Here is a 19,592-nt window from a genome sequence, read left to right on the forward strand (position 1 = left end):
CCCCACCCCTCCCTCCCCCCCCCACCCCCCCCCCCCACCCCCCCCCCCCCCCCCCCCCCCCCCCCCCCCCCCCCCCCCCCCCGCCCCCGTCTCGTGCGCCCGGCGCGCGGGTGGGGCGGGGCGCCGGGGCGCGTGGCGGGGCGGATGCGGGGCACTGGGAGGTGTTGCCGTCGTTCTCGCGTCCCTGTATGGGGCGGAGTCCGGCGTGGCGGGATTGGTTGCCCGGATGGCGCGGAATGGGTGATGAGATTCGCCATACCCCATCAATTCAGACATTTGGTCTAAGGTGGGTGAGATTGTCTGATGGAGGTACGAGATCCGAAACGCAGGAAAGGTCGCGGGCACGGCGATGACGGAAGCGATTCTCCTGGTCGGCGGGCAGGGCACCCGGCTGCGGCCGGTCACGGTCCACACGCCGAAGCCGATGGTCCCCGCGGCCGGGGTGCCCTTCCTCGCCCATCAGCTCGCGCGTCTCGCCGCCGTCGGCGTGGACCACGTCGTGATGGCGACCTGCTATCTCGCCGAGGTCTTCGAACCGCACTTCGGTGACGGATCCGCGTACGGCCTGACCCTGGAGTACGTCGTCGAGGACGAGCCCCTGGGCACCGGCGGCGCCATCCGCCACGCCGCCCGGCGGCTGCGCTGCGGCGCCGAGGAGCCCGTCCTCGTCCTCAACGGCGACATCCTCAGCGGCGTCGACATCCGCGGCCTGGTCGCCGTGCACGCGGAGCGCGGCGCCGACGTCACGCTCCACCTCGCCCGCGTCGACGACCCCCGCGCCTTCGGCCTCGTGCCGACGGACGCCGACGGACGCGTCCTCGCCTTCACCGAGAAGCCGCAGACGCCCGAGGAGATCGTCACCGACCAGATCAACGCCGGCGCCTACGTCTTCCGCCGGTCCGTCATCGACACCATCCCCGAGGGCCGTCCCGTCTCCGTGGAGCGCGAGACCTTCCCCGGACTGCTCGCCCTCGGCGCGTACCTGCACGGCCAGGTCGAGAACACCTACTGGCTGGACCTCGGCCGCCCCGAGGCGCTCGTCCAGGCCTCCGCCGACCTCGTGCGCGGCGTCATCCACTCGCCCGCCCTGCCCGGCGAGCGGGGCGAGGCGCTCGTCCTGCCGGGCGCGCACGTCGCCGCGGACGCCCGGCTCGCCGCGGGCACCGTCGTGGGGGCGGGGGCCCGCATCGGGGCGGGAGCGCTCGTGCACGGCTCGGTCGTGCTCGACGGGGCGGAGGTGGGCGCGGGCGCCGACGTCCGCCGGAGCCTGATCGGCGCGGGGGCCCGCATCGGGCACCGCACCGTCCTCGAAGGCGCGGTCGTGGGGGACGGCGCGCGCGTGGGGGCCGACAACGAACTGCGCACCGGGGCGCGGGTGTGGTGCGAGGCGGTGCTGCCCGACGCGGCGCTCCGCTTCTCGCCCGACGTCCCGGGCGCCCCGGGCATCCCGGGCGGCGCTGAACTCCCAGGCGTCGCCGGCATCCCTGACGTCCCCGCCATCCCCCACGACCCAGGCGCCCCCTGCGTCCCCTGCGTCCCCGACGGACAGCGAACCCTGACCACCGAAGGGCTTGAGGCATGACTGCGAACTCCCCCCAGGACATCTCGGCGCACCTCCACGAAGACCTCGCCGCCCGGCTTCCCGAAGCCTGGGCCGCGACCCCGCTGACCGTCGTCATGCCGACGTACAACGAAGCGGGCAACCTGCCCGGCATGGCCGAGGCCCTCATGGCGCTCCCGCTGCCCGGTCTGCGCCTGCTCGTCGTCGACGACTCCAGCCCCGACGGCACCGGCGACATCGCCGAACGCTTCGCCGAGCGGTACGGCAGCGCCCGCATGAGCGTCCTGCACCGCACCGAGAAGGACGGCCTCGGCCGGGCCTACGCGGCCGGCATGGCGCAGGCCGTCGCCGAGGGCGCGCACTACGTCCTGCAGATGGACGCCGACGGCAGCCACCCCGTGGAGAAGGCCGCCGCACTGCTCGGCGTCGCCCTCGCCACGGACGCGGGCGTCGTCATCGGCAGCCGGTACGTGCAGGGCGGCACCCTCTCCGACGCGTGGGGCGCCCACCGCAAGCTGCTCTCCCGCTGGGCCAACGCCTACGCGGGCACCATCCTCGGCACCCGCGTCCGCGACATCACCGGCGGCTTCAACCTGTGGCGCGCCGACGCGCTGCGCGCCATCGACCTGGCCTCGGTGGACAGCGCGGGCTACAGCTTCCAGGTCGAGATGAAGTACCGGGCGCTGCGCCGCGGCTTCGACGTCATGGAGGTGCCGATCCACTTCGAGGACCGCACGGTCGGCGAGTCGAAGATGAACCTGATGGTGCAGCTGGAGTCGGTCGTCATGCCGTGGAAGCTGCGTCTGGACGCGAGAGCGGGCGGCCGCGGTCCGGGGGTACGTGGATGAGTGCGCCCACCCTGCGCGAGGCGCCGTCGACCGCGGCGCCCGCGCCCGCGGCGGCCCCGCCGGCACCCGCGCCGGCACCCGCGCGCCGGCTCACCCTCGCCCGGCTGCGCAGGCTGTTCCTGGAGGTCGTGAAGTTCGGCGTGGTCGGCGGCAGCGGCGTGGCCGTGAACCTCGTCGTCTTCAACCTGCTGCTGCACGGACTGTCCTCGGGCCCGATGACGGCGACGGTGCTGGCCAGCTGTGTCGCCATGGGCACGAACTACCTCGGGTTCCGCTTCTTCGCCTACCGCGACCGTGCCGCGCGCACCAAGCGGCAGATCGCCCTCTTCTTCGCCTTCAGCGGGATCGGCGTGGCGATGGAGAGCGTCCTGTTCTACGCGGGATACCACGGCGCGGACATGAGCGGGCCGCTCGCCTCGAACATCGCCAAGGCGCTGTCGATCGTCCTGGCCTCGGCCTTCCGTTTCCTGGTCTACCGGACGTGGGTCTTCCAGCACGATGCGCGTCGCCACTAACGCGGTCGTACGGCGGATCACCTGGGCCGCGGCCCTGCTCCTCCTCGTCCTGCTCCTCCTCGTGATCGTCCGGCTGCCCTGGGCCGGCGACCTCGGCATCCACGCGGCGACCGTCGAGCGCCTGCGCCACGATCTCGTCGACCCGGGCAACCCCCTCGTCGACGCCGACACCCCCAGCCCGTACTACTCCCCGTGGATGCTGCTGCTCGGCGGCCTGGCCAGGGCGACCGGGCTCGGCACGTTCGTGGTGCTGCGGGTGGCCGCGCTGGCCGGACTCGCCCTCCTGGCCACCGGCGTGTGGCACTTCGTCCGCACGCTGAGCGCGCGCCGGGCGGCGCCGCCGCTGGCCCTGCTCTGCCTGCTCCTCCTCTGGGGCCCGCGGCTCTTCAACTGGAGCGGCTTCCCCGGCCTCAACTCCCTCGCCCTGACGATCTCGTACCCGAGCACGTTCGCGCTCGGCCTGTCCTTCCACTTCTGGGCGCTGCTGCGCACGGCCCTGCGGGGCGGCGCGGGCCGGTGGTCCTTCCTCGGGCTCGGGGCGCTCTGGTCGGTGATCCTGCTCAGCCACCAGTTCACGGGTGTGGTGGCGTCGTTCGGGGCGCTGGCGATGGTGCTCGGCGCGCGGCCGTGGCCCTCACGGGCGGTGCTCCTGCGCCTGGCCTGCGGCCTCGCGCTGGGCCTCGCCGTCCTCGCGGCCTGGCCCTACTACTCCTTCTTCGGACTCCTGGGAGCGGGCGGCCTGGAGGCGATCCACCGCTCCCTCTACCGCGACCTGCTGCCGCACTTCGGCCTGGTCCTGCCGGGCGTCGTGGCGCTCGGGCTGCGCCTGCGCAGGGACCGCCGCGACCCGCTGGCGCTCTTCTTCCTGCTCGGCGCGCTGGTGTTCGCGGCGGGCGGCCTGAGCGGCCACTACTCGTGGGGCAGGGTGCTGCCCGCGGTCCTGATCCCGGCGCAGCTGGCGATGGCCCTGGAGGTCTTCGAGGCGGGCGGCGCGGTGGTGCGGCGCGCTTTCGCGGGGGTGCTCGCGGCGGCGCTCCTCCTGGGCGCGTGGACCCAGGCGGGCACGCTCGGCCACGTGGTCCCGCGCGACGCGCTGCCGGCCCGCGTCGCGGCCAAGTACACACCCCCGTGGCCCGGTTACCACTGGCTGACCCCGCAGGTGAAGTACGGCGACGTCGTCCTGGCCAAGACCTTCCCGGCCCGCCAGATCCCCGCCTACGGCCCCTACACGGTGGCCCCCGGCTACCCGGACTTCTTCCTGCCGGACCAGGAGGAACGCCTGGCGGCGGTACGCGCCTACTTCGCGCCCTCGACCCCTCGCCCGGAACGCCTGGACATCCTGCGGCGGTACGGGGTGCGGTGGATCGTGGAGTACCCGGGGGACGGCGGCCTGCGCCCGGACGACCCCGCGCTGCGGCGGGCGGGGGCGGGGCCCCGGGGGCAGGTGCTTTATGAGGTGGTGGGGGTGGCGGGCTGAGGCGGGCGGGGCGCTCACGTGGGTTCAGGCGGGCGGGAACTCGTACCGCACCTCGTGGAGGTGTCCGGCCTTCACCATGACGGTGGCTTCGATCGGGCTGTCCCCGTCGCTGTGCACGACGCGCAGGGTGCGGAGGACGGGGAGATAGCCGGGGAGGTTCAGGGCGAGGAACCGCTCCTGAGTGGGGACCCTGGCCGACACCCGGTCCACGCTCAGGCGCGGAGGGAAGCCGAGTCCGGCGAGGAGGGCCGGGGTGCCGCCCCTGATCTTCCGCTTGTCCGTGATGGCGGCACCCCGTCGCCCTCTCGGATCTGTGGGTGCTCCGTGCACCTTCGCTGTCGAGACCCTCAAGGAGGCCTGCGGTGCCGAGCCCGGGTGCCGAGGAGGAAGGCGGCAGAGGTCCGGGTGGGTCCGCGCAGGGTGAGGGGCGAGGGCTTCGGGGCGGTCGCCACGGGGGGCGGGGAGGGGGCGGGCGCACGGGTGCGGCCCGGGGGTGGGCCGGTGTCGGCCGGTGGGGCGTAGGTCCGGGGCCGGCCGGTGGGGCGAGCCGGCTGGGGCCCCGGGGTGGGGCGGGCGTTCCCCGGGGCAGGGCCGGCCGCGTCAGCGGGTCAGGCTTGAGGCCAGGCGGGCCGCCCTGCGGAGGCGGGAGTTGGCCTTCGCGCCTGCCTTGCGGGCCAGGGGGCGTATGACCTTCGACGTCACGCCCACCGGGGTCCAGCGGATCTGGAGGCGGCCCGAGGCGCGGCCCTCCGGTTCCACCGTGACCTCGTGCGGGAGCGCGCCGCCCCGGTAGTCGACGCGGGCCCTGAGGGTGGGGAAGGTGAGGGGTGCCAGGAGCAGGGAGGTGTTGCGGAGTTGGCCCTGGGTGAGCTGGAGGACGGGGTGGCGGGCCCCCGCGAAGCCGTTCAGGGGGAGCGGGGCCGTGGCCAGGTTCAGGCGGACCGCGCCTTCGAAGACGCCGGGGCGGACCGGGTCCAGGCGGAAGGGGGTCTTCATGCGGCGCCGGCCGGGGGCCAGGAGGAGCGTGGCCACCTGGGGGCCGACGGGCAGCCGGAGCCCGGGGTCGTAGGTGCGCACGGTGAGGTCGACGCAGGCGCCGGGGCCCTGTGCCACCCGCGTGATCTCGTGGCGGAACTGTGCGCTCGGGAACGGCCGGGAGTCCAGGCCCTGGTCCGTGAGGTCGAGGTCGGCGCGGGCCGCGGCCGATTCGGGGACGTGCCCGCCCCAGTAGAGGTGACCGGAGGGGGCCATGGACGTTTCGCGGGGGGCCACGCCGTGGCCGAGGCCGCGCGCCGCCAGCCGGGCCTCGGCCAGGCGGCCGTCGCGGACGAGCCGGAGGACGACCCGCTCGGCGCGGGGCAGCCGGGCGTACGCGCCGGGGGCGAGCTCCGCCAGGTACGGGTTCACGATGTCCGCGAAGCCGCTCAGCCACTCCTCGTCGCGGAAGGGGAGGTCGCCCGCGTACATGCGGAAGTCGTGCTTGAGGAACTTGTAGTCCTTGGCCTCCCGGACGTCCGCGTGGCCGCTCGACACGAGGAACGCGTCGATGAGGCGCTGCACGTGTATGCGGTCGCGGACGTTCGTCAGCTTGTGGCGCTGGTTGGAGATCGACGCCGACTCGGCCGCCTCGTAGGGAGCGATGTACCAGCGGTAGACGGGGTCGGGGATCACCGTGAAGGACTTCGCCAGGCAGTACGCCTGCGCCGAGAACAGCTGGTCCTCGTAGTGGATGCCCTCGGGGAAGCGGAGGTTGTTGCGGTCAAGGAACTCGCGGCGGTACATCTTGCTCGTCGAGAGGTGCTCGAAGAACAGGCCCGGTTCCGCCTCGATGCCGTGGACCGTGCGGCGCTCCGCCACCAGGTGCGGCATCCACGTGGAGGTGCGGCCCGTGTCGACGCGGACCCGCTCCACCGCCCCCATCGCGAAGTCCACGTCCTGCTCCCGGTGGGCCGCGAGCAGCAACTCCACGGCCCGCTCGGGCAGTTCGTCGTCGCTGTCCAGGAACATCAGGAACGGGGCGCGCGCGATCTCCAGTGCCCGGTTGCGCGGCGCGCTGCACCCGCCGCTGTTCTCCGGCAGCCGCAGATAGCTGACGCGGTCGTCCTCGGACGCCAACCGCCGTGCCACGTCCGGGGTGTGGTCCGTCGAGTGGTCGTCGCTGATGATGATCTCGATGTTGTCGTGCGTCTGGCGCCGCAGCGAGGCGACCGCGCGCGGCAGCCGTTCCGCGTCGTTGTAGACGATGACGGTCACGGTGACATCGGGGATGGTGGTCATCGCTGGTCCGCCTCCTCGGGCGTCGGTGCCGGGGTGCGCTCGTCGACCGGGGTCACGGGCGGCAGGGACTCCTCGGGCTCGCCGAGGAAGACGCGGCGCACGACCCGCTCGGCCGCGCGCCCGTCGTCGTACTCGCAAAAGCGCAGGCGGAAGGCGCGGCGTGCCGTGGCGGCGGCCTCGTCACGCCAGGCGTCGGAGGTGAAGAAGTCCGTCAGCTCCTCCTGGGTGCGCGCCACCTTGCCCGGCGGCTGCTCCATGAGGTCGAAGTAGACGCCGCGCGTCTTGGCGTACGTCTCCCAGTCGTCGGCGTAGATGACGATCGGCCGGTCGAGGTTGGCGTAGTCGAACATGATCGACGAGTAGTCCGTGACGAGGGCGTCCGCCGCGAGCGCCAGCTCCTCCACCGGGTCGTAGGAGGAGACGTCGATGACCCGGCCGCTCCTGCGCAGGTCCGCGAGGGGGGACGCGGCGCCGCCGTAGAAGTAGTGGCCGCGCACCAGCAGGACGGTGTCCTCGCCGAGCCGGTCGGCGAGCGTGGCCAGGTCCAGGCGGGGGGTCCATGCCGCCTCGTAGTCGCGGTGGGTGGGCGCGTAGAGGATCGCCCGCTTGCCGGGTGCGATGCCGAGCCGCTCCCGCACCGCGCGGACGTCGGCGGCGCCCGCGCCGTAGTACACGTCGTTGCGGGGGTAGCCGTGGTCGAGCGAGGTGTAGTGCGAGGGGTAGGCGCGCTCCCACATCTCGGTGGAGTGGCCGTTCGCGGAGACGCTGTAGTCCCACTTGTCGATGCGCGCCAGCAGGCTGTGGAAGTTGAGGCCCTTGGACGCGGCCGGGTAGTCCAGCTGGTCGAGGCCCATGCGCTTGAGCGGTGTGCCGTGGTGGGTCTGGAGGTGGACCGCGTCGGGGCGCTTGACGACCGCGTTGGGGAAGTTGACGTTGTTCACCAGGTACTTGGCGCGCGCGAGGACCTCCCAGTAGCGGGGTGTGCCGGGCACGATGTGGTCGGTGCCGGGCGGCAGCAGCGGCACGTTCGCGGCCGAGACGACCCACACCGGGTGGATGTGCGGGGCGAGTTCGGCGAGCTTCGCGGCGATGGCCGCGGGGTTGCAGGCCACGCCCCGGTCCCAGTACGCCGTGAACACCGCGAGGTCGGGGTCGACGGGCCGCTCCAAGGCCTTGCGGTAGCGCAGGTCGCGGACCTTCAGGCCCACCCGGTGCTTGCGGGAGAGGACCGCCGACCTGAGCTTGCGCCGCTGCTGGTTGGCCGTCTGGAACGTGCGGTACTTGGTGTACGCGTCCTCTTCGAGGAGGCGGCGCCGCACGCCCTCCAGGCCGCCGGGCCGCTGGTGTCCCTCGGGCCGCCAGGCGACGGCGGCCTTCGAGGCGCGGTGGAAGAACTCCCTGCGGACCGCGTCCGGCAGCTTCTCGCGGGCCACCACGCGCAGGCAGTGGCCGACCATCACGTCGTACAGCGCGGCGCGGGGCGCCGTCGGCAGGCCGCGTCCGGCGGCGAGCCGCAGCAGCGACTCGTAGCGGTCGATGACGCCGTAGCGTTCCTCGGGCGCGCCCTGCGGCAGGCTCTCGGCGCGCAGTTCACGGACGTTGAGGGCCACCTGGTCGAGCGTGGCGAGCCGGTCGGCGACGAGCAGCGCGGCGTACGCGGCGAACGTGTCGTCGTCGACGGCCAGTTCGGCGCGGTGGGTCCGCCAGAACTCCGCCCGCAGCACCCGGTTGCCGAGCAGCGGAGTGACCTTCAGGAGGTTCGGGCAGTCGGCGAGCGGCAGGTCGCGGCGGCCCTGTTTGGCGAGGTGCCTGCCGTCGGGGCCGGGCATCCCCTGGTGCCGCCACGTCGAGCGGACGTGGTCGACGACCAGGACGTCCACGCCGTCCGGCAGGCCTGCCGTGCGGTCGGCGACGGCGCGCGGGGCGCCCGTCGGGACACTGTCCTTGCTCTGCACGAAGTGCAGCCACCGGCCGCCCGCGCGCTCGGCGCCCGCGGTGCGGGCCGCGCCGTCGCCGGTGCCCTCGGGCAGCGGCACGACGGTGACGCCGGGGCGGTCCGCCGCGGCGGCCTGCGCGGAGGCGCCCACCGCGGCGACGATCACCTCGACGCCGGGCGACGCCTGCGCGCCGAGGGCGTCCAGGCAGGCGCCGAGGTGGCCCTGCACGTTGCGGCCGTGGACGATGACGCTCAGCTCGGGCTGCTCGGGCTGCTCGGGCTGCTCGGGCACGGCGGCGCCCCCCTCTCGTGTGGTCATGCGGTGGCCGTCCCTCGGTGGGCGAGCATCCGGTCGACGACGCGGCGCGCGGCCTCGCCGTCGTCCAGGTCGCAGAACTCGGCGCGGAACGCGTCGTACGCCTTCTCGTAGGGCGCGCGCGTCGCGTCGAGGTCCCGCAGCGCGGCGATCAGCTCGTCGGAGGTGGGCACCAGCGGGCCGGGCGCGCGCTTCTCGAAGTCGAAGTAGAAGCCGCGCAGCCGGTCGCGGTAGTGCTCCAGGTCGTAGGTGAAGAACAGCATCGGGCGGCCCGTCACGGCGAAGTCGAACATCACCGAGGAGTAGTCGGTGACCAGGACGTCGGCGATCAGGAGCAGGTCCATGATGTCCGGGTAGCTCGCCACGTCCCAGACGAAGCCGTCGCCCGCGCCCGGCACCGGCTCCACGATGTGGGCGTGCGGCCGCACCAGCAGGACGTGGTCCTCGCCCAGCTCGGCGCGGGCCTTCGCCAGGTCGATGCGCAGGTCGAGGAGGAAGCCGCCGCGGTGGCGCTGCTTGTCCTCGCGCCACGTCGGCGCGTACAGGACGACCTTCTTGCCCTCGGGCAGGCCCAGGACGCGGCGCACCTCCTCGGCGCGCTTGGCGCGGCCGGGGGCGAGCAGCACGTCGTTGCGGGGGTAGCCCGCCTCCAGGAGCTCGCCGTCCACGTCGCCGCCGAACCGGAAGGCGCTGCGCAGGATCGGCGTGCTGAACCGGTTGGGGGAGAGCAGCATCGTCCACTGGTGGCGCTCGCGGTCCAGGTCCGTGAGGTACTGGGTGCTCGCGAAGTGGTCGTTGTCGAAGTCGAAGCCGATGCGCTTGAGCGGGGTGCCGTGCCAGGTCTGGACGACCTGCTGGCCCTCGCGGCGCTCCAGCCAGCGCGGGAAGTGCGTGTTGCCGACGAGGTAGCGGGAGCGGGCCATCGCCTCGTAGTACCCGGGGCTGTGCACGCGGACCGCCCGCGCGGTGGCCGGTACCTCGCACTGCCCGTCCCTGACGACCCACAGGTGTTCGAGGGGCAGGGCGCGGCGGACCAGCTCCTCGTGCAGGGCGCGCGGCGAGTCGCCGTACATGCGGCCGCCGAAGACGTCGTACAGGACGGCCTCGCGCAGCGGCTCGTGGCGGGCGGCCGGGTAGGCCTCGGTGCGCAGCCGGGTCTGGCGGTGTCGGCTGCGCTCCTCGGGGCGCAGCTCGGAGTGGGCCATCAGGGCCAGCTGGTCGTACTGGCGGGCCTGCAGCTCGACGCGCTTGCCGTGCGCCGCGACCTCCAGGGGGAGCTGGGCGTGGACGGGCGGGGCGAGCTGGACGGCGGTGCGGGAGCCGTCGGGTTTCTGGACGCTGGGCCACCAGAATCCGGCGCGCAGCGGGGTCGCGCCGGCGTGCGGGTCGGTGGGGGCGGGCACGAAGCGTGCCTCGAACCGGCCGTCCGCGGCCTTCGCGGGGAACGTGTACTCGTGGCCCGACCAGGTCTGGCGGAGTACGAGTGACAGGTCGTGGGTGCCGGGCGCCGGGTAGCTGCCGGTGAGGGCGACGGTGCCGTCGGGGTCGACGGCGACGCGGTCGACGAGGGGCTGGACGGGCTGGTCGCAGAGCTGGAGGTAGCCTCCGGGGCTGCGCCGGGCGTAGACGGTACGGGTGGCGTCCGCCTGCGCGAACTGGGCGCCGGAGAAGCCCTCGCGGTCGTCGAGGATCAGGGCGAGGCGCGTCGAGGCGGGCTCGGCGGCGGTGGTGTCGACGACCTCCACCGACATGTCCCAGCGGGCGATGGAACGTTCCGCCTGGGTCGGGCGCAGGCGCTCGTGGTTCGTACGGACGTCGGTGAGGGACCGAGTGCCGACGCGCGCGGTGAAGGGGACGCGGCCGTCCTGCGGGACGCCGAGGTCCAGCGGGACGCTCAGGACCGTGCCGGACTCGCGGTGGCGCATGCGCAGGCGGGGCTCGCCCCGCGGGGCCGTGCGCAGGATGCCGCGGACGAGGAGGTGGGCGTCCTCGGCGCGGACCTCCAGGGCGCGGGCGTGCGCCGTCTCCACGCGGATGGCCAGCTCGCCGTCCTGGATCTGCGGGGCGACGCGGACGTCCTGGGTGACCCAGTGCGCGGGCGGCGTCTGGCCCGAGCCCGTGCCCGCGCCGGCCAGCGGACCGCGCCGCGGCGTCGAGCCGGTGCCTGCCACGGCGATCCGCACCCGCCACAGGCCGTCGACCCACTTGCCGCGGTGGCGCAGCCGCGCGGGGTTCACCAGCGCGCGGAAACCGGCCCAGTCGGCGTGTCGGAACTCGGCGCCGGAGGCCACCGTCGCCTCGGGGTCCAGATGGCTGCGCGCGGGCACGACGACCCTGCGGCGGCTGCCCTTCTCCTTCAGGATCAGCGTCTTGAGCGACTTGCCGCGCGACTCGGCGCCGAGCTGGCGCGCGAACGCCCAGCCGGACAGCCACAGCTTGTCGTCGTGCCAGGCGGCCTCGTCCAGCCGGCTGCGAAGGCGCAGCTCGGCGTCGAGGCGGAGCACCGCGTCCGGCACGGGGTCGGCCGGGTCGAGGAAGGGGTAGTCGGCCTTGGGGTGCAGGGTGCCGGAGACGGGGATCGAGCCGGGGTGCTCCTTCTCGAACTCCAGCTGCCCGATCAGCTCGTCGAGGCGCCGGTGCACGGTCAGGTACAGCTTCAGCTTGTGCGGCACGTGCAGCGCGCGCACCGCTTCCTGGCCGATCTCGCGGACCAGGCGGCCCACGTGCTCCAGGAAGGCCTCCTGGTAGGCGGCGTCCGAGCCGGGCAGCACCTTCCAGAAGAGGGGGATCTCCTCGGCGAGCGCGTTGTTGTCGTAGACCTTCAGGTGCTCCGCGTACATGGGGTCGTCGTCGAGGTGGGCGAGCATGAACTCGCGGACCATGCGGATCGAGCGGACGCGGTCGATCAGCCCCTGCGGGTTGGTGCGGTTCTGCGTGATGGAGCGCTCGCCGATCTCGCGCTCGCGCCAGTTGTAGATCGGCTCGCTCAGCACGTCCACGGAGTCGGCGAGGTAGTGCGCGGGGACGCTGACGGGCGCGTCCTCGTAGAGCATGGCCTCCGGGTACGCCAGCTGGTGGGTCTCCCAGAAGGAGCGGCGGTAGACCTTGTTCCACGCGGTCCGGTCGGTGAGCAGCGGCCGGAACTTCGAGACGTGGGTGCGCAGCCGGGTCGCGGCGAAGGGCACGCGGTGCACGGGCGACTGGACGTGCCCGGCGGAGCGGAAGCGGGTCACGTTGCCCGCCGCGAAGTCGGAGCCCGTCTCGTCGAGCGTCTCGATCATCAGCGCGTACGCCGTGGCGGGCAGCGTGTCGTCGCTGTCCACGAACGCGAGGAACTCGCTGCCCGGGGCCATCTCCCGCACGCCGGTGTTGCGCGCCGCGCCCAGGCCCTTGTTCTCCTGGGATATCAGCCGGAACCGGGGATCGGCCGCCGCGAAGGTCTCCGCGATCGCCGCGCTGCCGTCCGTCGACCCGTCATCGACCATGATCACTTCGAAGTCCTGGAACGTCTGGGCGGCCAGGGACTCCAGGCACTCGTCGAGGTAGAGCTCGACGTTGTAGACGGGGACGACAACACTCAGCCGTGGCTGCACGCGTACTCCTTCTGTTGCTAAACGCTCCCATAGTGTAAGGATCTGCGTATTGATGCGACAAAAGGGATACGGCTAGGGATGCGGGCCGGAGCGGGGGCCGGGGTGCGGGCCGGATGGCCCGCCGGGGCCGGGGTCAGTCCTTGCCGCCGCCCGTGAACCGCTCGTACTCCTTCAGGACGTCCGCCGTGGGGCCGTCCATCCGCAGCTCGCCGCGCTCCAGCCACAGCACGCGGTCGCAGGTGTCACGGATCGACTTGTTGTTGTGGCTGACCAGGAAGACCGTGCCGGCGCGCTTGCGCAGCTCGCGGATGCGGGCCTCGGAACGCTTCTGGAAGGAGCGGTCACCGGTGGCCAGGGCCTCGTCGATCATCAGGACGTCGTGGTCCTTGGCGGCGGCGATGGAGAAGCGCAGGCGGGCGGCCATGCCGGAGGAGTACGTACGCATCGGCAGCGTGATGAAGTCGCCCTTCTCGTTGATCCCGGAGAAGTCGACGATGTCCTCGTAGCGCTCCTGGACCTGCTCGCGGCTCATGCCCATCGCGAGCCCGCCGAGGCGTACGTTGCGCTCGCCCGTCAGGTCGTTCATCATCGCCGCGTTCACGCCGAGCAGCGAGGGCTGGCCGTCGGTGTAGATGTGCCCGCGCTCCACGGGGAGCAGCCCGGCCACCGCCTTGAGCAGAGTCGACTTCCCCGAGCCGTTCGTGCCGATCAGGCCGATGGCCTCGCCCTTGTACGCGGTGAAGGAGACCTGCCGGACCGCGTGCACCTTGCGCACGCCCGCCCGTGCCTCGGCCTTCCTGCGCCCGCCGAGGATCCGGTTGAGGGCGGCGGTCGCGCTGCCGCGGCCCGCGCCGGTGCCGTGCACGCGGTAGACGATGTCGACGCGGTCGGCGATGACGGTGGGGGCGCTGCTCGGCGCCGCCTTGCCGGCCTGCCCGGTCTGCGGGTCGTTCTCGTCGCTCTTGATGCCCTTGTCGTCAGCCACGGCCGTACGTCTCCTCTGCCTTCCAGAAGTAGATGAACCCGCCGACCCCGGCGAGCAGCGCCCAGCCCAGGGCCCAGGCCCACACGTGGTGCGGGAGCTGGTCCCGCCGGAAGCTGTCGATCAGCGCGAACCGCATCAGGTCGATGTAGACGGCGGCCGGATTGGCCTCCAGGAGTACCTGTACCGCGTGCGGCAGGCGCTGGTCCTTCAGCACCGCGTCGATGCTCCACATCACCCCGGACACGTACATCCAGGTGCGCAGCACGAACGGCATCAGCTGCGCGATGTCCGGCGTCCTGCTGCCGAGCCGCGCCATGACGAGCGCCAGGCCGGTGTTGAACGTGAACTGCAGCGCCAGGGCCGGGAGCGCCAGGAACCAGGCCGCCGTGGGCGGGACGCCGAAGCAGAGGAGGATCACGAGCAGCGCGCACATGGAGAACAGCAACTGCTGGAGCTGCTGCAGGCAGTACGAGATCGGCAGCGCGGCCCGGGGGAAGTGCAGGGCCCGGACCAGGCCGAGGCTGCCGGAGATGGCGCGCGTCCCCGCCATCACGGACTGCTGGGTGAACGTGAAGATGAAGACGCCGGTGACCAGGAACGGGACGAAGTCGTCGACGTCGCGCCGGGTGTTCATCAGCATGCCGAAGATGAAGTAGTAGACCGCCGCGTTCAGGAGCGGCGTCATCACCTGCCAGACCTGGCCCAGCTTGGCCTGGCTGTACTGGGCCGTCAGCTTGGCGGTCGAGAAGGCGGTGATGAAGTGGCGCCGCTGCCACAGCTGCCGCACGTAGGCGGGCAGGGAGGGGCGGGCGCCGCTGACGGTCAGGCCGTGCATGGCCGCGAGATCGGCCGCGGAGGGTGCCGGGGCCGAGGGGGCGGCGGGACCCGCGGGCGTCAGGGACGCGTGGTGGGGCGGTGTGTCGAGGGCCTGGCTCACATCCGCTGCTTTCGCTCGGGGAAGCGGGGACGCGTACGTCGGGGTACGTCGGGACGGACCCGTATCGTCGCAACGCCGAGAGTAGGACGTCGTTACGTCGGAACGCAACCGTATCGTCGTCGCGCTTTATGCTGTTCGCATGACGACGAGCAGGCCACAGGGTGAACAACCGCGCCGCAGGGCCCCCGCGGGAGCCGCCGTGCTGCGCGAGGACGTGACCGAGGCCATCAGGTCCGCCGTCTTCGAGGAGCTCGCCTCCGTGGGGTACGCCCGCATGTCGATCGAGGGCATCGCGCGCCGCGCGGGCGTCGGCAAGACCGCCGTCTACCGCCGCTGGCGCTCCAAGCTGCACCTCGTGCTCGACCTGGTCTCGGCGATAGCGGTGCAGGGACTGCCCGCGCCGGACACCGGCTCCCTGGAGGGCGATCTGCGGCTGCTGTACGAGGTGACGTCGCGCGCCCTGCGCCACCCCGTCGCCTCCCAGGTCATCCCCGACCTGCAGGCCGAGGCCGCGCGCAATCCCGAGATCGCCCAGGCGCTCCAGAAGGCGCTGCGGGAGGGGCAGTACGGCGTCGCGAGCGGCATCGTGCGGGCCGCCGCGGCGCGCGGCGAGATGCGGGAGGGCGCCGACGAGGACCTGGCGCTCGACCTGGTGTCGGGGCCGCTCTACTGGCGTTCCGTGGTGGTGCGGGCCGAGCTGCCCAAGGGGTATCTGGGCAGGCTGGCGACGGCGACGGCGGCGGCGCTGCGGGCGCTCTGAGCCGGCGGACCGGGCAGCGGCTCAGGCCGCACGGCGGTGCGTCACGTACAGGGTCACGCCCGTCGCCAGCGCCGCGACACCCGTGCCGACGCTGACCAGGACCTGCTGCACGCCCTCCAGGGCGAAGCCGGTGGAGACGTTGACGACGACCGCGGCGGCGAGGACGAGCCAGAGCAGGGCCTTCATGGGGTGCTGCCTTCCGGACGGGGCGGCCGGCGCCTCGTGCGGCGGCCTGTGATCCATCCTGGCCACCGCGGACCGCCGGAACGAGGGAGTGCCCTCCCGAACCGAGGGTGTAGCCCGCTACACCCTCGCCCGGCACCCCGCCCCCTCCCGCCCCCGAACCCTGTGGCCTAGCCTGACCTGCATGAGGGCGACCGTGCGGCGGGCAGGACTCGCCATGGCCCAGCTGGGCAGGGGGGCCGGACTCGCGCTCCTCTCGTACCTCTTCCTGGCGCTCCTCCTCTTCACCGCCGTCGTCACCGCGCTGGTGGTCGGCGCCGCCGTGCTGCCCGAGACGGTAGGGCTGCTGCGCAGGACCGCCGGGTACAAGCGGCGCCTTGTCGGGCGGTGGCGCGGGCAGCCGGTCCCCGAGGCCTACCTGCCGCTCACCGGGGAGGTCCGCGAGCGGGTGGCCGCCGCCCTCAAGGACCCCGGCACCTGGCGCGACCTGCGCTGGCTCGGCGCCCACTTCGTCTACGGCCTGCTCCTGCTGTACGTCGCGCTGCCCCTGTTCCTCCTCGGCCTGCTCGTCGACGGGGCGTGGTGCGGCCTCGCGCGGCGGCCCGCGGTCCTGCTGCCGCTCGTCGCCCGCCTCGCCGACCTCGACGCGCGCTGGTCGGGCGCCCTGCTCACGCCCTCGCCCCACGCGCGGCGCGGCGCCGAACTCGCCGAGCGCGTCGAGGAACTGACCGTCACCCGCGCCGGTGCCGTCGCCGCGCACGGCGCCGAACTGCGGCGCATCGAGCGGGACCTGCACGACGGGACGCAGGCCCGGCTCGTCGCCCTGTCGATGCGGGTGGGGCTCGCGCGCCGCGCCTGGGACACGGACCCCGAGGCGGCGCGCAAGCTCCTCGACGACGCGCAGGACCAGGCCGAGGAGGCGCTCTCCGAGCTGCGCCACGTCGTGCGCGGCATCCACCCGCCGATCCTCACGGACCGGGGTCTGGTGGGCGCGGTGCGGGCGCTCGCCGCGAGCAGCGGGCTCGACGTGGCGGTGGTGGCGGAGGGCGTCGAGGACGCGACGGGGGAGGCCGTGCGGGCTCCCGCGGCCGTGGAGGCCGCCGCCTATTTCGTCGTCGCCGAAGCGCTGACCAACGCCGCCAAGCACAGCGGGGCCGAGCGGGCCGGTGTGGAACTTTCCCGGGGCGGCGGCATGTTGAGGATTGCGGTACGTGACGAGGGGCGGGGCGGCGCCGACGCGTCGGGCGGCAGCGGGCTGCTCGGCATGCGGCGGCGCGTCGCGGCGCTCGACGGGACCGTGGCCGTGTCGAGCCCCGCCGGGGGGCCGACCGTGATCGAAGTGGGGCTGCCGTGCGCGTGGTGATCGCCGAGGACAACGCGTTGCTGCGGGAGGGCGTGGTGCTGCTGCTCACCTCCGCGGGGCACGAGGTGGTGGCGGTCGCCTCCAGCGGGCCCGAGGTGCTGCCCGCGCTGCTCGGACACCGGCCGGACATCGCGGTGCTGGACGTGCGGATGCCGCCGGGCTTCCGTGACGAAGGGCTGCGGGCCGCGCTCGCGGCACGGGCCGAGATCCCCGGCCTGCCGGTCCTCGTCCTCTCCCAGTACGTCGAGGAGGCGTACGCGGCCGAGCTGCTCGGCGGCGGCGCGAGCGGCGTCGGCTATCTGCTGAAGGACCGGGTGGGCCGGGTCGAGGAGTTCCTGGACGCGCTGGAGCGGGTGGCCGCCGGCGGCACGGCACTGGATCCGGAGGTCGTGACGGAGCTGCTGACGCGGCGCCGCGACGATCCGCTGGAGTCGCTGACGCCGCGTGAGCGGGAGGTGCTGCACCTGATGGCGGAGGGCCGGGACAACGCGACGATCGCGTCCCTCCTCGTGGTGTCCGACCGTGCGGTCAGCAAACACATCGGCAACGTGTTCGTGAAGCTGGGGCTGCCGCCGAGCGACAGCGGACACCGGCGGGTGCTGGCGGTGCTCGCCTACCTGAACCGGGGGCGGGGGACCGGCCCGGCCGCGGTCAGGCGCGCTTCTCGCGGGTGACGTAGATCGTGATGCCGCAGGCGAGCGAGATCAGCCCGGTGACCACACTGATCAGGGCCTGCAGGCCGCCGTCGAGGACGAAGCTGCTGGCTATGTTGACGGTGAGCGCGGCGACGAGCACGACCAGGAGAAAGGCCTTCACGGTGGATCTGTCCTTCGGTTGCGGGGCGGTTCCTGACGTGATCCTTTCATTGCGTCAGCGGGCGGCCAGGAGCCCCTCGGTGCACCGGTGGAGCCGCTGCGCCTCGGCCGGGGAGAACCCGGGCCCGTGCGTGCCGAGTTCGCTGTCGCGGAGGTAGGCGCTGAGCGGTGCCGCGGGCGGCTCGTCCAGGAGGCGCAGGAGCGGGCGGACCGCCTTGACCTTGTCGACGCCCGTCACGAAGAACAGGGCGTCGCCCTCGCGCCCCACCCAGACCACGGACTGGTGCGGGCTGCCGTCGGGCCGCAGGGTCGCCACCGTGACGAAGACCTTGGCGTCGAGGGCGGCCTTCAGCTCCGCCGACAGGGGGATCGCGGTCGGGCTCATCACGCAGCTCCTTGGGTGTGTGCCTTAAGCGCGCGGTCCTGCAGACCGGCGCACGCCTGCTCGCCCGGGATCCCGGCGCGAGCGTCGCGGCGATCGCGGCGGCCGCGGGCGTCGACCGGCGCACGGTCTACCGCCGCTTCGAGACCCGCGAGGCGCTGCTGGACGCCGTGTACGAGGCCAAGCTCGACGCCTGCGAGACGGTCGTGGCCGAGACCCGGCTCGACGAGGCGCCGGTGACGGTGGCCCTGCACCGGTACGCGGAGGGCATCATCACCGCCGGCCGGCGGTGGCCGGTGGACGTGGGGCAGGTGCGGGACGAGGCCGGGGCCGAACGGCTGCGCCTGCTGATCGGGGAGCTCGACGCCTTCGTGGCCCGCGCGGTGCGCGAGGGGGCCCTGCGGCCGGGGCTCCCGGACCGGTGGGCCCGCTCCCTGCTGGTCCACCTCACCAACATCGCCTCCCACGAGATGCCGGAGCTGACCCCGGCCCAGGGGGCGGACATGGTGAGCCGGTCGCTGTTCGCCGGACTCGGGCCCGGCGCCCCGGCCTGACCCCGCGCCCCCGGGGGACGGAGCCCGCCGCACCCCGTCGCGCGCCGCCTAAGGGTGCAGCCGCACCCAGCCCGCCCACGCCGATGCGACCATGTCGCGCACGTCGTGCTTGGCGGACCAGCCCAGTTCGGTGGCGATGCGGGCCGCCGACGCCACCACGCGGGCCGGGTCGCCGGGGCGGCGGTCCGTGATCTCGGCGGGGGTGTCGTGGCCGGTGACCTCGTTGATCAGGTCGGTCATCTCGCGGACCGAAACGCCCTCGCCGCGGCCGATGTTGAGGGTGAGGTCCGTGCCGGGCGCGGCCGACGCCAGCCTGCGGGCCGTCGCCACGTGGGCCTCGGCGAGGTCGACGACGTGGATGTAGTCCCGTACGCACGTGCCGTCGGGCGTGGGGTAGTCCGCGCCGAAGACGCGCGGGGCCGCCCCTTCGGTGAGCTTCTCGAAGACCATCGGGACGAGGTTGAACACGCCGGTGTCCGCGAGCTCGGGGGCCGCCGCGCCCGCCACGTTGAAGTAGCGCAGGGACGCCGTCGTCAGACCGTGCGCGCGGCCCGTGGCGCGGACCAGCCACTCGCCGGCCAGCTTCGTCTCGCCGTACGGGCTCATCGGCAGGCACGGCGTCTCCTCGGTGACGAGGTCGACGTCGGGCATGCCGTACACCGAGGCGGAGGAGGAGAAGACGACGTGGGCGACGCCGCCCGCGACCGCCGCCTCCAGAAGGACCCGCAGGCCCTCCACGTTCTCCCGGTAGTAGTGCAGCGGGCGCTCCACCGACTCGCCGACCTGCTTCTTGCCCGCCAGGTGCACGATGCCGGTGACCGCGTGTTCCGCGAAGGTGCGGGCGAGCAGCTCGCCGTCGAGGACCGAGCCGACCACCAGCGGTACGCCGTCGGGGACCCGCCCGGCGATGCCGGTCGACAGGTCGTCGTAGACCACGGCCCGCTCGCCCGCCTCCGTCATGGCGCGGACGACGTGCGCCCCGATGTATCCGGCGCCGCCGGTGATCAGCCAGGTCATGGTCGTCTTGTCCTGTCTTGTCGCGAGTGTGATGCGTGAGGTGCAGTCTCGCAGAGGCGTTGTCCGGCCCGCG

The 19,592-nt window shown here is 73.4% G+C and carries 16 protein-coding genes and 2 pseudogenes; 8 read left to right on the forward strand and 10 right to left on the reverse strand.

The window, feature by feature from the left end; genetic code table 11:
• Positions 1-349: 349 nt before the first annotated feature.
• The 4 genes and pseudogenes from manB to ACZ592_RS25720 all read left to right on the forward strand — a co-directional run.
• A pseudogene (gene manB / locus ACZ592_RS25705) lies at positions 350-1,426 on the forward strand (mannose-1-phosphate guanylyltransferase); the annotation flags it as partial.
• A gap of 152 nt (positions 1,427-1,578) precedes the next feature.
• Positions 1,579-2,409 (forward strand): polyprenol monophosphomannose synthase, encoded by an 831-nt coding sequence (locus ACZ592_RS25710; RefSeq protein WP_471583999.1) that lies wholly within the window; start codon positions 1,579-1,581, stop codon positions 2,407-2,409.
• A complete protein-coding gene (locus tag ACZ592_RS25715) occupies positions 2,406-2,924 on the forward strand; it encodes a GtrA family protein (RefSeq protein ID WP_471584000.1) in 519 nt (172 codons plus the stop codon). The genes ACZ592_RS25710 and ACZ592_RS25715 overlap by 4 nt, the downstream gene beginning before the upstream one ends.
• Positions 2,908-4,401, forward strand: a complete 1,494-nt coding sequence (locus ACZ592_RS25720; RefSeq protein ID WP_471584001.1) for a hypothetical protein — start codon at positions 2,908-2,910, stop codon at positions 4,399-4,401. The genes ACZ592_RS25715 and ACZ592_RS25720 overlap by 17 nt, the downstream gene beginning before the upstream one ends.
• A gap of 24 nt (positions 4,402-4,425) precedes the next feature.
• Here ACZ592_RS25720 and ACZ592_RS25725 read toward each other — a convergent pair.
• The 6 genes and pseudogenes from ACZ592_RS25725 to ACZ592_RS25750 form a co-directional block, all read right to left on the reverse strand.
• Positions 4,426-4,695: pseudogene (locus tag ACZ592_RS25725) on the reverse strand (GntR family transcriptional regulator); the annotation flags it as partial.
• Positions 4,696-5,001: 306 nt separating this feature from the next.
• Positions 5,002-6,678: a glycosyltransferase family 2 protein gene (locus ACZ592_RS25730; protein WP_471584002.1), complete on the reverse strand. Its 1,677-nt coding sequence runs from the start codon at positions 6,676-6,678 to the stop codon at positions 5,002-5,004.
• Positions 6,675-8,933, reverse strand: a complete 2,259-nt coding sequence (locus ACZ592_RS25735) for a CDP-glycerol glycerophosphotransferase family protein (protein ID WP_471584003.1) — start codon at positions 8,931-8,933, stop codon at positions 6,675-6,677. Before ACZ592_RS25735 ends, ACZ592_RS25730 begins: the two co-directional genes overlap by 4 nt.
• Positions 8,930-12,523 (reverse strand): bifunctional glycosyltransferase/CDP-glycerol:glycerophosphate glycerophosphotransferase, encoded by a 3,594-nt coding sequence (locus ACZ592_RS25740; RefSeq protein WP_471584004.1) that lies wholly within the window; start codon positions 12,521-12,523, stop codon positions 8,930-8,932. The genes ACZ592_RS25735 and ACZ592_RS25740 overlap by 4 nt, the downstream gene beginning before the upstream one ends.
• Before the next feature lie 133 nt (positions 12,524-12,656).
• The gene (locus tag ACZ592_RS25745) at positions 12,657-13,490 is read right to left on the reverse strand and encodes an ABC transporter ATP-binding protein (protein WP_471584385.1); all 834 of its coding nucleotides are present in this window, start codon (positions 13,488-13,490) and stop codon (positions 12,657-12,659) included.
• 10 nt (positions 13,491-13,500) lie between these two features.
• Complete coding sequence (locus ACZ592_RS25750) at positions 13,501-14,445, reverse strand: ABC transporter permease (RefSeq protein WP_471584005.1); 945 nt, start codon at positions 14,443-14,445, stop codon at positions 13,501-13,503.
• Between the two features lie 139 nt (positions 14,446-14,584).
• Between ACZ592_RS25750 and ACZ592_RS25755 the strand changes: the two genes are divergently transcribed.
• Positions 14,585-15,205 (forward strand): TetR/AcrR family transcriptional regulator, encoded by a 621-nt coding sequence (locus ACZ592_RS25755; protein ID WP_471584006.1) that lies wholly within the window; start codon positions 14,585-14,587, stop codon positions 15,203-15,205.
• A 21-nt stretch (positions 15,206-15,226) separates the two neighbouring features.
• Here the strand turns inward: ACZ592_RS25755 and ACZ592_RS25760 are convergent, their stop codons facing one another.
• Positions 15,227-15,391 carry a hypothetical protein gene (locus ACZ592_RS25760; RefSeq protein WP_471584007.1) on the reverse strand — a complete coding sequence of 55 codons (165 nt, stop codon included), beginning with the start codon at positions 15,389-15,391 and terminating at the stop codon, positions 15,227-15,229.
• A gap of 181 nt (positions 15,392-15,572) precedes the next feature.
• On the opposite strand from ACZ592_RS25760, the gene ACZ592_RS25765 reads away from it, so the two are divergent.
• Both ACZ592_RS25765 and ACZ592_RS25770 read left to right on the forward strand, forming a co-directional pair.
• The gene (locus ACZ592_RS25765; protein WP_471584008.1) at positions 15,573-16,751 is read left to right on the forward strand and encodes a sensor histidine kinase; all 1,179 of its coding nucleotides are present in this window, start codon (positions 15,573-15,575) and stop codon (positions 16,749-16,751) included.
• Positions 16,739-17,425, forward strand: a complete 687-nt coding sequence (locus tag ACZ592_RS25770) for a response regulator transcription factor (RefSeq protein WP_471584009.1) — start codon at positions 16,739-16,741, stop codon at positions 17,423-17,425. The genes ACZ592_RS25765 and ACZ592_RS25770 overlap by 13 nt, the downstream gene beginning before the upstream one ends.
• Here ACZ592_RS25770 and ACZ592_RS25775 read toward each other — a convergent pair.
• Both ACZ592_RS25775 and ACZ592_RS25780 read right to left on the reverse strand, forming a co-directional pair.
• Positions 17,403-17,567, reverse strand: coding sequence for a hypothetical protein (locus ACZ592_RS25775; RefSeq protein ID WP_471584010.1), 165 nt, complete (start codon positions 17,565-17,567; stop codon positions 17,403-17,405). The two genes, ACZ592_RS25770 and ACZ592_RS25775, sit on opposite strands and share 23 nt — an antisense overlap.
• 54 nt (positions 17,568-17,621) lie before the next feature.
• Positions 17,622-17,951, reverse strand: a complete 330-nt coding sequence (locus tag ACZ592_RS25780; protein ID WP_471584011.1) for a pyridoxamine 5'-phosphate oxidase family protein — start codon at positions 17,949-17,951, stop codon at positions 17,622-17,624.
• A 17-nt stretch (positions 17,952-17,968) separates the two neighbouring features.
• Here ACZ592_RS25780 and ACZ592_RS25785 point away from each other — a divergent pair, with 17 nt between their 5' ends.
• On the forward strand, positions 17,969-18,502 hold the full coding sequence (locus ACZ592_RS25785; RefSeq protein WP_471584386.1) for a TetR family transcriptional regulator: 534 nt from the start codon (positions 17,969-17,971) through the stop codon (positions 18,500-18,502).
• Between the two features lie 48 nt (positions 18,503-18,550).
• On the opposite strand, the gene galE is transcribed toward ACZ592_RS25785, so the two are convergent.
• The gene (galE, locus tag ACZ592_RS25790) at positions 18,551-19,519 is read right to left on the reverse strand and encodes a UDP-glucose 4-epimerase GalE (protein ID WP_471584012.1); all 969 of its coding nucleotides are present in this window, start codon (positions 19,517-19,519) and stop codon (positions 18,551-18,553) included.
• Positions 19,520-19,592 lie beyond the last annotated feature (73 nt).

It is taken from the genome of Streptomyces sp. NPDC040622 (assembly GCF_055593965.1).

Coding starts and splice junctions, on each gene's coding strand:
- ACZ592_RS25730 (WP_471584002.1), bottom strand. CDS start 6,678: ATGACCACCATCCCCGATGTCACCGTGACCGTCATCGTCTACAACGAC.
- ACZ592_RS25765 (WP_471584008.1), top strand. CDS start 15,573: ATGAGGGCGACCGTGCGGCGGGCAGGACTCGCCATGGCCCAGCTGGGC.
- galE (WP_471584012.1), bottom strand. CDS start 19,519: ATGACCTGGCTGATCACCGGCGGCGCCGGATACATCGGGGCGCACGTC.
- ACZ592_RS25760 (WP_471584007.1), bottom strand. CDS start 15,391: ATGAAGGCCCTGCTCTGGCTCGTCCTCGCCGCCGCGGTCGTCGTCAAC.
- ACZ592_RS25755 (WP_471584006.1), top strand. CDS start 14,585: ATGACGACGAGCAGGCCACAGGGTGAACAACCGCGCCGCAGGGCCCCC.
- ACZ592_RS25710 (WP_471583999.1), top strand. CDS start 1,579: ATGACTGCGAACTCCCCCCAGGACATCTCGGCGCACCTCCACGAAGAC.
- ACZ592_RS25715 (WP_471584000.1), top strand. CDS start 2,406: ATGAGTGCGCCCACCCTGCGCGAGGCGCCGTCGACCGCGGCGCCCGCG.
- ACZ592_RS25735 (WP_471584003.1), bottom strand. CDS start 8,933: ATGACCACACGAGAGGGGGGCGCCGCCGTGCCCGAGCAGCCCGAGCAG.
- ACZ592_RS25780 (WP_471584011.1), bottom strand. CDS start 17,951: ATGAGCCCGACCGCGATCCCCCTGTCGGCGGAGCTGAAGGCCGCCCTC.
- ACZ592_RS25720 (WP_471584001.1), top strand. CDS start 2,908: ATGCGCGTCGCCACTAACGCGGTCGTACGGCGGATCACCTGGGCCGCG.